This window comes from Phenylobacterium sp., assembly GCF_036502675.1.
Classification (GTDB): domain Bacteria; phylum Pseudomonadota; class Alphaproteobacteria; order Caulobacterales; family Caulobacteraceae; genus Phenylobacterium.
Genome location: NZ_DASXYF010000028.1, coordinates 1 through 12,555 on the forward strand (window position 1 = coordinate 1; position 12,555 = coordinate 12,555).

The 12,555-nt window shown below is 71.8% G+C and carries 13 protein-coding genes; 9 read left to right on the forward strand and 4 right to left on the reverse strand.

The genetic code is table 11. From position 1 onward, the window contains the following. The first annotated feature begins 93 nt into the window (after window positions 1–93). From VGL30_RS03540 to VGL30_RS03550, 3 genes are all read left to right on the forward strand, one after another. On the forward strand, window positions 94–504 hold the full coding sequence (locus VGL30_RS03540; protein ID WP_331536849.1) for an RNA-binding S4 domain-containing protein: 411 nt from the start codon (window positions 94–96) through the stop codon (window positions 502–504). A gap of 114 nt (window positions 505–618) precedes the next feature. Then, window positions 619–960, forward strand: coding sequence for a ferredoxin FdxA (fdxA, locus tag VGL30_RS03545; RefSeq protein WP_331536851.1), 342 nt, complete (start codon window positions 619–621; stop codon window positions 958–960). A gap of 293 nt (window positions 961–1,253) precedes the next feature. Then, window positions 1,254–1,763, forward strand: coding sequence for a CarD family transcriptional regulator (locus VGL30_RS03550; RefSeq protein ID WP_331536853.1), 510 nt, complete (start codon window positions 1,254–1,256; stop codon window positions 1,761–1,763). A gap of 98 nt (window positions 1,764–1,861) precedes the next feature. Here VGL30_RS03550 and pseI read toward each other — a convergent pair whose 3' ends face one another. Both pseI and VGL30_RS03560 read right to left on the reverse strand, forming a co-directional pair. Further along, complete coding sequence (gene pseI / locus VGL30_RS03555; protein WP_331536855.1) at window positions 1,862–2,914, reverse strand: pseudaminic acid synthase; 1,053 nt, start codon at window positions 2,912–2,914, stop codon at window positions 1,862–1,864. Window positions 2,915–2,944: 30 nt separating this feature from the next. Beyond that, on the reverse strand, window positions 2,945–3,142 hold the full coding sequence (locus VGL30_RS03560; RefSeq protein WP_331536857.1) for a hypothetical protein: 198 nt from the start codon (window positions 3,140–3,142) through the stop codon (window positions 2,945–2,947). Window positions 3,143–3,176: 34 nt separating this feature from the next. On the opposite strand from VGL30_RS03560, the gene trxB reads away from it, so the two are divergent. Beyond that, window positions 3,177–4,190, forward strand: coding sequence for a thioredoxin-disulfide reductase (trxB, locus tag VGL30_RS03565; protein WP_331536859.1), 1,014 nt, complete (start codon window positions 3,177–3,179; stop codon window positions 4,188–4,190). Between the two features lie 18 nt (window positions 4,191–4,208). Here the strand turns inward: trxB and VGL30_RS03570 are convergent, their stop codons facing one another. Beyond that, window positions 4,209–4,613, reverse strand: a complete 405-nt coding sequence (locus VGL30_RS03570) for a VOC family protein (RefSeq protein ID WP_331536861.1) — start codon at window positions 4,611–4,613, stop codon at window positions 4,209–4,211. Next, window positions 4,610–5,725 (reverse strand): cell wall hydrolase, encoded by a 1,116-nt coding sequence (locus VGL30_RS03575; protein WP_331536862.1) that lies wholly within the window; start codon window positions 5,723–5,725, stop codon window positions 4,610–4,612. Before VGL30_RS03575 ends, VGL30_RS03570 begins: the two co-directional genes overlap by 4 nt. Window positions 5,726–5,935: 210 nt before the next feature. Here VGL30_RS03575 and VGL30_RS03580 point away from each other — a divergent pair, with 210 nt between their 5' ends. From VGL30_RS03580 to VGL30_RS03600, 5 genes are all read left to right on the forward strand, one after another. After that, entirely contained in the window at window positions 5,936–8,308 is a 2,373-nt protein-coding gene (locus VGL30_RS03580; protein ID WP_331536864.1) for a PAS domain S-box protein, read from the forward strand. A gap of 158 nt (window positions 8,309–8,466) precedes the next feature. Next, on the forward strand, window positions 8,467–9,549 hold the full coding sequence (nadA, locus tag VGL30_RS03585; RefSeq protein ID WP_331536866.1) for a quinolinate synthase NadA: 1,083 nt from the start codon (window positions 8,467–8,469) through the stop codon (window positions 9,547–9,549). A gap of 73 nt (window positions 9,550–9,622) precedes the next feature. Continuing rightward, window positions 9,623–11,146, forward strand: coding sequence for an L-aspartate oxidase (locus VGL30_RS03590; protein ID WP_331536868.1), 1,524 nt, complete (start codon window positions 9,623–9,625; stop codon window positions 11,144–11,146). After that, window positions 11,143–11,994, forward strand: coding sequence for a carboxylating nicotinate-nucleotide diphosphorylase (nadC, locus tag VGL30_RS03595; RefSeq protein ID WP_331536870.1), 852 nt, complete (start codon window positions 11,143–11,145; stop codon window positions 11,992–11,994). Before VGL30_RS03590 ends, nadC begins: the two co-directional genes overlap by 4 nt. 101 nt (window positions 11,995–12,095) lie before the next feature. Beyond that, window positions 12,096–12,555: O-methyltransferase (locus VGL30_RS03600; protein ID WP_331536872.1), on the forward strand; the 460-nt coding region annotated here is incomplete at its 3' end.

Below are 12,555 nucleotides of genomic sequence, written 5' to 3' on the forward strand. Positions count from 1 at the left end.
CACTCGCGCGCGCAAGCGGCCGCGGCAAGCCGCGGGCGTGAAGCCGCGCGCCGATTCGCCGTTCGCGAAGCTCGCCGATCTGGTGCGCCGCCCGTGAGCGAAGATAACGATACCGATCTCGGCGCGGGCGAAGGCGACGCCCTGCTGCGGCTCGACAAGTGGCTGTGGTTCGCCCGCTTCTTCAAGAGCCGGACGCTCGCGACGCGATTCCTCGACGACGGCCATTCGCGCCTGCGGGGCGCGGTGGTCAAGGCCCATGCCCGGGTGCGTGCGGGCGACGTGGTGACCTTCACCCTCCACGGCACCGTGCGCGTCGTCCGGATCTTGGCGCTCGGCACCCGGCGCGGACCCGCGCCCGAGGCGCGGGCGCTCTATGACGACCTCTCGCCGCCGGTACCGCCGCGCAGCGACGCGACCGGTCCGTTCCGCCGCGATTCCGGCGCCGGGCGACCGACCAAGGCCGAGCGGCGGGCGCTCGATCGGCTGCGCGAAACAGAACGGTGACCTGCTCGCCCGCGGGGTTGCGGCCCTTAGGGCACTGTGTTACCCCAAAGCCGCTTTTGCGCCAGACGGGCCCGCTTTACCTCGCGCCCGCCACTTCGTTGAAGGAACTCCGTCATGACGTACGTGGTCACCGAAGCCTGCATCAAGTGCAAATACATGGACTGCGTCGAGGTCTGCCCGGTGGACTGCTTCTACGAGGGCGAGAACTTCCTGGCGATCAATCCCGACGAGTGCATCGACTGCGGGGTGTGCGAGCCGGAATGCCCGGTCGACGCCATCAAGCCGGACACGGAGGACGATCCCGACGGCAAGTGGTTGAAAGTAAATTCGGAATACTCCCGCGTCTGGCCCAACATCACCGTCAAGGGCGATCCGCCCGCCGACGGCCCGGAATTCGAGCGGGAAACTGACAAGTTCGACAAATATTTCAGCGAGAAGCCCGGCCGCGGCTCCTGACGCGCTGCGGCAACTCTTTCTATCGGCTTAATTTTATGCTATCGTCATGGCCGACGCGTGGGTCGCCCTTGAGGCGCGTCCCATGTCGTTCTGGAAGCAGCGCCGATTCGGCGACGGTCGCCCGTCCGGGCGAAGGATGTCTTAGAGGTTATTCCGGTTCAGAGATTACACGCCGCCGCGACCGTCCCTGCGGACGGCGCAGCTTTGTCTCTGACGCAGGACCTCAGCGCCTCGGGCCCGACGCCCGCCTCACCGGTCCGGCCGTTGCAGCGGATTTTTTGAGAGGACTGCAGATGAGCAAGACCGGACTGGAATTTTCAGTTGGCGATCACGTGGTGTACCCGGCCCATGGCGTGGGCCAGGTGCAGGGGATCGAAACCCAGGACGTCGCCGGTCTGTCGCTCGAGGTCTACGTCATCACCTTCGACCATGAGAAGATGACCCTGCGCGTCCCCACCGGCAAGGCCCGCTCTTCGGGCCTGCGCTCGCTGGCGGAGGGCAATGTGGTCAACCAGGCGCTGACCACCCTGAAGGGCCGCGCCCGCGTCAAGCGCACCATGTGGAGCCGCCGGGCCCAGGAGTACGAGGCCAAGATCAACTCCGGCGACCTGATCTCCATCGCCGAGGTGGTGCGCGACCTGCACCGGGCGGAGAACCAGCCGGAACAGTCCTATTCGGAGCGCCAGCTCTACGAATCGGCCCTGGACCGCATGGCGCGCGAAGTGGCCGCCATCGAACGCATCGACCGCGAGGCCGCCATCGGCATCCTCAACAAGTCGCTGATCAAGGCCGTCGCCGCCTGAGGCGACACGAAGCCTGAGCTTTGAAACGCCCGACCTCAGCGCCGGGCGTTTTGCTTTTTGCGTCCTTCTCCCCTTGCGGGAGAAGGGCTGGCGCGCCGCTAGCCCAGCATGTCCCAGGCCAGCGGTTCGCCGCGGTGGAGGTCGCGGGCGGCCTTGCGGCCCACGACCTCGGCCAGATGTTCCGGCGCGAGGCCCAGGCCGGGGCGGATCGAGCGGACGTCGGCGCGGGTCAGCGGCTGGCCCGCCTTGACGTCGGCCATCAGGTAGAGGGAGCGGCGGAACTGCAGGTTGCCGCGTTCCGAGCCCAGCAGGTCGTAGTGCGCCCGGCCCAGCGCCCGCCAGGCGGCCTTGGCGTCGGCGACCAGGGCGCGGAACTCCACAGGCTCCAGGCTGAAGGCCGCGTCCGGGCCGCCATCGTCCCGGGCCAGGGTGAAGTGCTTCTCGATCACCGAGGCGCCCAGGGCCACCGCCGCCACCGAGGCCGCCGTCCCCGGCGTGTGGTCGGAGAGGCCCACCGGTCCGCCGAAGCGCTGCGCCATGTCGGCCACCGTGCGGACGTTGGCGTCCTCCAGGGCCGCGGGATAGCTGGAGACGCAGTGCAGCAGCACGACGCCCGCGGCGCCCGCCTCCAGGGCGGCGGCCTTGGCGGCGGCGATCTCCGCCAGGTTGGCCATGCCGGTGGAGATGATCAGCGGCCGGCCCCTGGCCGCGGCGTAGCGGATCAGCGGCAGGTCCACCGCCTCGAAGGAGGCGATCTTGTAGGCCGGCGCGTCCAGGCCGGCCAGCAGGTCCACCGCCGTCTCGTCGAACGGGGTGGAGAACAGGATCACCCCGGCCTTGCGGGCCCGCTGGAACAGCGCCGCGTGCCATTCGAAGGGGGTGTGGGCCTCCCGGTAGAGGTCGTAGAGCTTGCGCCCGTCCCAGAGGCCGCCGCGGATCAGGAACTCCGGCCGGTCGCTGTCCATGGTGATGGTGTCGGCGGTGTAGGTCTGCAGCTTGATGGCGTCGCAGCCGGTGGCGGCCGCCGCGTCGATCATCGCCAGCGCCCGGTCCAGATCGCCGTTGTGGTTGCCCGACAGCTCGCAGATCACGAAGGGCTCGTGGGCGGGGCCGATCCTGCGGCCGGCGATCTCGATCTCTGCGTCGGACATGGGCGGAACCCGGTTGCGATCCGCCGCAGCCTAGACCGGGGCGCTGAAATCCCCGTTAACCAGCCTGCGCCGCGGAAGCCCGGCCGCCGCCCCGACCGCCAGGCCGGCCCCCAGGCCGAGCGCGGCGCCCCAGGCCAGCACCCGGAATCCGAGCCCCAGGGCGACGCCGGCGCCCAGGGCCGCCCCCACGACGGCGAACGCGCCGACGGCTTTCAACCTGTCATCCATCGCACCGCTCCAGAATCTCACCTAAATAGGGCTCATGTCTTCCGAACGTTCCGATCCCCGCACCGTCCGCTGCCTGATCGTGGGCTCCGGCCCCGCCGGCTTCACCGCCGCCGTCTACGCGGCCCGCGCCCTGCTCGATCCCGTGCTGATCGAGGGCATCCAGCCGGGCGGCCAGCTGACCATCACCACCGACGTGGAAAACTATCCCGGCTTCGCCGAGGTGATCCAGGGCCCCTGGCTGATGGAGCAGATGCGCGCCCAGGCCGCCCACGTCGGGACCGAGATCGTCAATGACATCGTCGTCTCCGCCGACCTGTCGAAGCGGCCGTTCCGCCTGGTCTGCGATTCCGGCGCGGTCTGGCTGGCCGAGACCCTGATCATCTGCACCGGCGCCCAGGCCAAGTGGCTGGGCCTGCCGTCCGAGGCCAGGTTCCAGGGCTTCGGAGTCTCGGCCTGCGCCACCTGCGACGGCTTCTTCTACCGCGGCAAGCAGGTGGCGGTGCTGGGCGGCGGCAACACGGCGGTGGAGGAGGCGCTGTTCCTCACCAACTTCGCCGACAAGGTCACCCTGGTGCACCGCAGGGACGAGCTCAGGGCCGAGCGTATCCTGCAGGAGCGGCTGTTCGCCCACCCGAAGATCGAGGTGGTCTGGGACAGCCAGCTCGACGAGGTGCTGGGGACCGAGGCGCCCCTGGGCGTCACCGGCGTGCGGCTGTCGAACTGCAAGACCGGCGAGACCCGCGAGATCGCCGTCGACGGCGTCTTCGTGGCCATCGGCCATGCGCCGGCTTCCGAGCTGTTCCAGGGCCAGCTGGAGATGGACGCCGCCGGCTACCTGAAGGTCAAGGCCGGCACGGCCTCGACGGCGGTCGAGGGGGTCTACGCCGCCGGCGACGTCACCGACGACGTCTATCGCCAGGCGGTCACCGCGGCGGGCATGGGCTGCATGGCGGCCCTGGAGGCCGTGCGCTTCCTGGCCGAGGAGGACCACCGCAGGGCCCATCACCCCATCGCGCACGCCGAAGCCCAGAAGATCGGGGTGTGGTAGGCGACGGCAATCCCCGCCTCACGCCGCGAAGCCCTTCGGGCCCTCCATCATCAGCGCCAGCCGGTGCCCGTCGGGATCGGCGAAGTAGGTCATCCAGAGGTCGTGGTCGCGCAGGGCCGCCACCAGATGGATGGGCTCGGTGAACGCCACGCCCCGCGCCTCAAGCTCGCGGCGGGCGCGGCGGATGTCGTCCACCCGGAAGTAGATCGGCGAGCCCGGCCGCACCGTCTCGTGGTCGGCCCGCTGCTGCAGCAGCAGGCGCAGGTCGCCGCAGTCGTAGGCCGCCTCGGCGGGCAAGGCGAACAGCTCGCGCAGGCCCAGCACACCGCCGTAGAAGGCCTGCGACCGGGCGAGGTCGGCCACGCCGACGGCGATCTGGCCGACGGGGCCGAGGTTGAAGGCGGGCTCGTCCAGGCCGCTCATGGCGCGGGCGGCGCGGCTGGGGCCGGCGACGACGACGCCGGCGGGTCGGGGCGCTTTTCATCGAGCCGCGTCTCGAGGTCGACCAGGGAGGCGTTGATCTCGCGCACCTCGTCCGGCGTCGGCCGCCGCCGCGGCGCATAGATCGCGCCCAGCACCCGGGTGCGCCGGCCGCCCTCGGCCTTCGGGTCGGCGATGGTGTAGGTGCGCACCTCGCCGGCCACCGCCAGCGTCACCGTGCGCCCGGCGAGGATGCCCTGCGCCTCGGGGGCCAGCAGATTGCCGATGCGCGGATCGGCGCCCTGCAGCACCGCCTGGGTGAGGTTGGCCTCGCCGCCCAGGTAGCGTCCGGTGAAGGCCGGCGGCTCTCCCCAGGGCCCGGTCCAGCGGTAGAAGATGTGCGCCCCCACCTGCCCCAGCTTGACCAGGGTCGGCGCCCAGTAAGGCGCCACGTAGTCGGCGTGGTAGTGGGTCGCCGAGCCCACGTCCTTCAGCACGAAGCCGGACAGCGCCCGGCGCGCCACCGCCTGGGCCCGCGACCAGAGCGCGGCCTGGGGCGTGAACCTCAGCGCCCCGTCGCAGGTGAAGGTGAACTGGCAGCCGCTGACCCGCGCCGCGCCCTGGTAGACCACCCCGCACACCGACTTCGGGTAGGCGGGGTGGCGCAGGCGGTTCAGCACCACCTGGGCCACCGCCTGCTGGCCCTTCAGCGGCTCGCGCGCCGCCTCGTAGTAGACGGCCTGGCTCAGGCACTGCAGCGCGCGCGCCCCATCGGCGCCGGTCGCCGGCAGCACGAAGGGCCGCATGGGCCGGATCGGCAGGAGCGAGGCCGGCCGCAGGGCGTTGATCTCCTGGGCGGTCCGGTCGGCGGCGCTGGCGAACCCCAGGTCGGGCACGGCCGACAGGTCGAGGTCGCCCCAGCCCGGCGGCCGGCCCCAGAGGTCGGGGGCGCGCCGGCGCGGCTCGTGGCGCGCGGCCAGCGCCAGCATCGCGCGGTCCATCCGCCCGGTCAGCCGGACCATGTCGCGGGTCGATCCCGTGACCGCATGCGCCGCCGCGCCGCCGCCGGCCGCGGGGCCCCTTCCCGCGTGCAGCGCCGCGAAGACGGCCGCCACGGCGAACGCGGCGGCGGCAAGGCCCGCCAGCAGGGGCCGCAGGGGAAGGGCGGTTCGGAGCGGAATCGTCGGCCTCTCCTGCCTGGACGCCGGCGCGGGGCGCACCGGCGCCTGGATATCGTCAGTTGCGCCCCATCGCCAGCGCAGCCATGATTCCGACCTTCTGGAGACGGACCCTTCGACCAGCGCCGCGCGGAGCCATTCATCCCGATGAACCTCGCCGAATGGCCGCTGCGGTTCACGCCGCGCCGCCCGCCGCCGTTTCTTGCGGCGCTGGCGGTGGCGGCCATCTCGATGGGCCTGGCGATCGGCCTCAGGCTGGCCTTCCTGGGACTGCACAACGGCTTCGGCCTGTCGTCCACCTTCTTCCCCGCCTTCATCCTCACCACCCTCTACGCCGGCCGCAGATGGGGCCTCGCGACGCTGGCGGTCGGCGTGGGTTTCGGCGTCTTCGCCCGCGACGTGACGCCCTTCGCCATGTCCAACCCTGCGATCACGCTGATGTTCGCGGCCTCCGGCGCCGTCTGCGTCCTGGTGTCCGGCGCGCTGCGGGAGACCCTGCTCAACCTCGAAGCCGCCCGCGAAGAGCAGCAGCGCATCCGCGACGCCCTGGCCGAATCCGAGCAGCGCCTGGAGCTCGCGCAGGAGGCCGGAAGCGTCGGGCTGTGGGACCTCGACCTGGCCACCGGCGAGGGCCACTGGTCGCCGGTGCTTTACCGCAACGTCGGCCTCAACCCCCGCCAGGGCGCGGACCTGAAAGGCCTGCTGGCCGTCGTGCATCCCGACGACCGGGAACTGGTGCGCCGGACCAACAAGCGGGCCATGCTGGACGGCGTGATGGAGCCGGTGGAGTACCGGGTGACCTGGCCCGACGGCTCCGTCCACTGGCTGCTGTCGCGCGGCGACATGCTCCCGGCGGCGGACGGGAGCCTGGTCCGCGCCGTGGGCGTCAACATCGACGTCACCGAGCGGCGGCGCGCCGACGAACAGGTCCGCGAGAGCGAGGCGCGGTTCCGCGCCCTGGCCAATCGCGTCCCGGTGCTGATGTGGGTTTCGAGGCCCGGCGGCGTGCGCGAGTTCGTCAACCAAGCCTACCTCGATTTCCTGGGCGGCGCCTATGAGGCGGCCCTGGCCTTCGACTGGCGCGACCGGCTGGACCCCGAAGACCGCGAGCGGGTGCTGGCGCAGCAGGTCGAGGGCGAAACCTCCAGGCAGGCGTTCGTCCTGGAGGCACGCTTCTTCCGCTTCGACGGCGAGCCGCGCTGGCTGCGCGCCTACTCGCAGCCGAGGCTCGCCCCCGGGGGCGGCTTCGAGGGCTTCATCGGCATCGCCATCGACGTGACCGAGGCCAAGCAGGCCGAAGCCGACCTGATGCGGATCAACGAACTACTGGCCGAGCGGGTGCAGGCGGCGGTGGCCGAGCGCGACCAAGCCGCCGCCGCCCTGGCCCGCGCCCAGAAGCTGGAGGCGGTGGGCCAGCTCACCGGCGGCGTCGCCCACGACTTCAACAACCTGCTGATGGTGGTCACCGGGGCCCTCGACCAGATCCGCAGGCACCCGCACGACGACGCGCGCCGCGAGCGCATGCTGGAGGCGGCCCAGGGCGCGGCCCGCCGCGGCGAGCGCCTGACCCACCAGCTCCTGGCCTTCTCCCGCCGCCAGGCCCTGAAGCCCGAGCTCACGCGGATCGACGACCTTCTGACCGAGGCCGGGTCCCTGCTGCGCCGGGCGGTGGACGAAGGCGTCAGCTTCACCCTGGACCTCGGCGCGCCGGACACGGTGGGCCGCATCGACCCCGCCCAGTTCGAGGCCGCCGTGCTCAACCTGGTGGTCAACGCCCGCGACGCGGTGGGCCAGTCCGGCGCGATCGGCCTGGAGACCGCGGTGGTGCGCCTGGAGGCCGGCGAAGTCGAGGAGACCCCGGCCGGCGCCTATATCTGCGTGACCGTGCGCGACACCGGCTGCGGCATGGACGACAAGACCCTGGCCCGGGTCTTCGAGCCCTTCTTCACCACCAAGGAGGTGGGCAAGGGCACCGGCCTCGGCCTCTCGCAGGTCTATGGCTTCGCCCGGCAGAGCGGCGGCGGCGCGACGGTGGAAAGCGCGCCCGGGCGCGGGACGGCGGTGCGCATCTACCTGCCGCTCTCGCCGGAGACCCTGGCGACGCCCAAGGATCCCCCGCCCCTCGCGGCCGGCAAGCGCAGCCCGCGGCTGAACGTGCTGCTGGTCGAGGACGACGTGGAGGTGGGCGACATGGTGGAGGCCATGCTGGAGGGCCTGGGCCATACGGTCGAGCGGGCGCAAACCTCCGCCGCCGCGCTGGACATCCTGCGCCGCGCCTCCGGCGTCGACCTGCTGCTCACCGACCTGGTGATGCCCGGCGGCAAGACCGGCGTCGAACTGGCGCACGAGGCGGCGGCGCTCAGGCCCGAGCTGCCGGTCATCCTGTCCTCCGGCTACGTCGGCGAGGCGCTGGTCTCCGCGGAGGGCGCACCCTGGCCCATGCTGCGCAAGCCTTACACCGCCGAGGCCCTGGCCCGCGCAATCGCCGACGTCTCGGCGATTGCTCCGCAGACGGCGTGATCTGTCGAATCCGTCTTGTGGGCCGTCCAGGTGGGGTCTATATATCGGGCGGGGTTTTGCTCGATATGAGCATAACAACCGGCGCCGCGGAGACCCTTCTGCTCTCGCGGCGTTTTTGAGGACCATGAAATGCTCATTTTGAGCATAAGGAGGCTGTGATGGCCGACGGGTTCCAATTCGCGTTCACCCCCGCCGTCGAGCGGGCGACCGCGCCGGCCTGGGAAAAGGTCAAGCGCCACGTCACCCCCTTCGAATGGCGCCTGCACGCCCCGCTGATCGCCGAGATCAACCGGCTGAAGCGCGAGAAGAACGCCGTCATCCTGGCCCACAACTACATGACGCCCGAGATCTTCCACGGCGTCGGCGACTACGTGGGCGACAGTCTGGGCCTGGCCAAGGCGGCGGCGAGGTCCGACGCCGCGGTGATCGTGCAGGCCGGCGTCCACTTCATGGCCGAGACCTCCAAGATCCTGTCGCCCGACAAGAAGGTGCTGATCCCCGACCTGCGCGCCGGCTGCAGCCTCGCCGCCTCGATCACCGGCGCCGACGTGCGGCTGATCAAGCAGCGCTATCCGGGCGTGCCCGTGGTCACCTACGTGAACACCACCGCCGACGTGAAGGCCGAGACCGACATCTGCTGCACCAGCGCCAACGCCGTGCAGGTGGTGGAGGAGGCCGCCAGGCTGTGGGGGACCGACCGGGTGATCCTGATCCCCGACGAGTTCCTGGCCCGCAACGTCGCCCGCCAGACCGCGGTGAGGATCATCGCCTGGCAGGGCCGCTGCGAGGTGCACGAGCGGTTCAGCCGCGACGACATCCTGGAGCTGCGGGCCGCCTATCCGGACGCCGAGATCCTGGCGCATCCGGAGTGCCCGGCGGAGGTGATCGAGGTCTCCGACTTCACCGGCTCCACCGCGGCGATGAACGACTATGTGCTGACCCGCAAGCCGAAGCAGGTGGTGCTGATCACCGAGTGCTCGATGGCCGACAACGTCGCCGGCGACGCGCCGGAGACCGAGTTCGTGCGGCCGTGCAACCTCTGCCCGCACATGAAGCGCATCACGCTCGACAACATCTACGAGTCCCTGCTGCACGACCGCTACGAGGTGACGGTGGACCCCGCCGTCGCCGGGCGGGCGCGGCTGGCGGTGCAGCGGATGGTGGACCTGCCGCCCCCGGCGGTCCCGGCGCGCTACGACCTGGTCAAGGCGCGCCACCACGTGGACGTGGAACTGATCTGAACAAGGCGGACGCCGGGGGGCCGGGCGACCGCGTTCGCCTCACGGACTGATACTGCTGGTGGGAGGTTTGAGGATGGCCGAGCGGATTGTGCATGATGGCGTCCTGATCGTGGGCGCGGGCCTGGCCGGCCTGTCGGCGGCGCTGGCCGCGGCGCCGCGCAAGGCGCTGGTGCTGGCCGGCGCGCCCTTGAACCACGGCTGCTCGTCGGCCTGGGCGCAGGGCGGCATGGCCGCGGCGCTGGGCGGCGACGACGCGCCGGCCCTACACGCCGCCGACACGGTCGCGGCCGGCGCGGGCCTGGTGGACGCCGCCATGGCCCGGCTGCTGGCCGAGGAGGGCCCCGCCGCCGTCCGGGCGCTGGCCGCCCTGGGGGCGCCCTTCGACCGCGACGCCGCCGGCGCCTTCGCCCAGAGCCTGGAGGCCGCCCACAGCCGCGCCCGGGTCGCCCGGGTGAAGGGCGACCAGGCCGGCCGCGAGATCATGGCCGCCGTCGCCGCCGCAGTCCTGTCCGCCCGCCACGTCGAGGTGCGCACGGGGATGCGCCTGCGCGGCCTGCTGAACGACGCAACAGGCCGGATCCGGGGCGTGGTCGCCGAGCACGAGACCGGCCTGGTCGAGATCACCGCGCCGACGGTGGTGCTGGCCACCGGCGGCGTCGGCGGCCTCTACGCCGTCACCACCACCCCGCCCGAGCTGCGCGGCGAGGGGCTGGGGCTGGCGGCGATGGCCGGCGCGCTGATCGGCGATCCGGAGTTCGTGCAGTTCCACCCGACGGCCATCGACATCGGCCGCGACCCCGCCCCGCTGGCCACCGAGGCCCTGCGCGGCGAAGGCGCCCGGCTGATCGACCGCGACGGGCGCGCCTTCATGGCCGGCCATCATCCCGACGCCGAGCTCGCCCCGCGCGACGTGGTGGCCCGCGCCATCCACGCCGAGCGGCTGGCCGGCCGCGGCGCCTTCCTCGACGCCCGCGCCGCGGTGGGCGAGCGCTTCCCCGAGGAGTTTCCCGCCGTGTTCGCCGCCTGCCTGTCGGGCGGGATCGACCCGCGGACGCAGCCGATTCCCGTGGCGCCGGCCTGCCACTACCATATGGGCGGGATCGTCACCGACGCCCACGGCCGCACGCGCCTGGCCGGGCTGTTCGCCGCCGGGGAGTGCGCCTCGACGGGGGTGCACGGCGCCAACCGCCTGGCCTCCAACTCGCTGGTGGAAGCCGCCGTGTTCGGCGCCCGCGCCGGCCGCGCCGCCCGCGAGGAGGTGGAGACGCGGGCCAGGGTCCTGAAGGGCCGCGCCGCGCCGGACCTCCCCGCTCCCGCCCTGGCCGTTCTGCGCCAGGCCATGAGCCGCGACGCGGGCGTGGTGCGCGACGCCGCGGGGCTCTGCCGCCTGGTGGGAGTGATCGACCGGCTGGAGGCCGCCCACGGGCGCACGCCAGCGCTGGTCGCCGCCCGCCTGGTGGCGGTCTGCGCCCTGAACCGCCGCGAGAGCCTGGGCGCCCACTTCCGCAGCGACGCCCCGCCGGCGGCCGGCGGGCCCAAGCGCACCTTCGTCACCTTGGCCGAAGTCGACGTCCCCGCCTGCCTGGCCGCCGAATGATCGCGCCGCCGCCCGACATCCTGATCGCGCCGGTGGTGCGCCTGGCGCTGGCCGAGGACCTCGGCCGGGCCGGCGACGTCACCGCCCAGGCCTGCATCGACGCCGACGCCGTGCTGAGGGCGAGGTTCGTCGCCCGCAAACCCGGGGTCGTCGCCGGCCTCGATTGCGCGCGGCTGGCGATCCTGGAGCTCGACCCCGGCGCCGCCTTCGTTTTCCTGGCCGCCGACGGCCAGGCGGTCGCGGCGGGCCAGGCGGCGGCGAAGGTCGAGGCCAACGCGCGTGCGCTGCTTTCCGCCGAGCGCACGGCGCTGAACCTGCTGGGCCGGCTCTCGGGCGTCGCCACCCTGACGCGGGCCTACGTCGATGCGGTCGCGGGAACCCAGGCCAGGATCGCCGACACCCGCAAGACCACGCCCGGCCTGCGCCACCTGGAGAAGTACGCCGTGCGCTGCGGCGGGGGCGTGAACCACCGCTTCGGCCTCGACGACGCGATCCTGATCAAAGACAACCACATCGCTGTCGCGGGCGGCATCCGCCCCGTGCTCCAGCGCGCCAAATCGGCGGCCGGCCACCTGGTCAAGATCGAGATCGAGGTCGATACGCTCGAGCAGCTCGCAACCGTGCTCGAGGTCGGCCTCGCCGACGCGGTGCTGCTCGACAACATGAGCCCCGCGACGATGACGCAGGCGGTCGCCATGGTGGCAGGACGCATGACGATCGAGGCTTCCGGCGGCATCACGCATGCAAGCGCCGCCGCCATCTCCGAGTCGGGCGTCGACTATCTCTCGTCAGGCGCGATCACCCATTCGTCGCCCAATCTCGACGTCGGGCTCGACATCGAGATCTGAGCGCGCTGAATCTGCGCGTACGGGCCAACTTTCATCGCCTGGGCGTCCGGTGGCTATCGATGTGCCTTGAGACGATATAGGTCTCTCGCGGCGCAGAGGCCATGATCGGCCTCCGCCCCGGCGGGAGGCGGCCCTTGAGTGTTATCGGCGATCCGGAACTACAACACCTGCTCGCCGCCTTGCATCGCAAGAGCGACGAGCAAGCTGCGTTGATCGCAAGCTTCGATGCGCGACGGGCGGACGGCGCATGCACCGAAGCGGAGATCAAGAGCTTTCGCAGCGACAAGTTCGTCGCACTGGATCGCGACAAGGCAGAATTCTGCTATCAGCTGTGTCGCGCGATCAATGCGCGCCGAGTCGTCGAGGCCGGCACCTCGTATGGCGTTTCGACGCTCTACCTCGCCGCCGCCGTGCGCGACAACGTGCGCAGCGCCGGCGGCACCGGTCTGGTGATCGGCACCGAGCACGAGCCCGAAAAGGCCCGCGCGGCACGGCGGCATTTCGAGCAAGCGGGCTTTAGCCGCTTCATCGATCTGCGCGAGGGCGATCTCCGCGAGACAC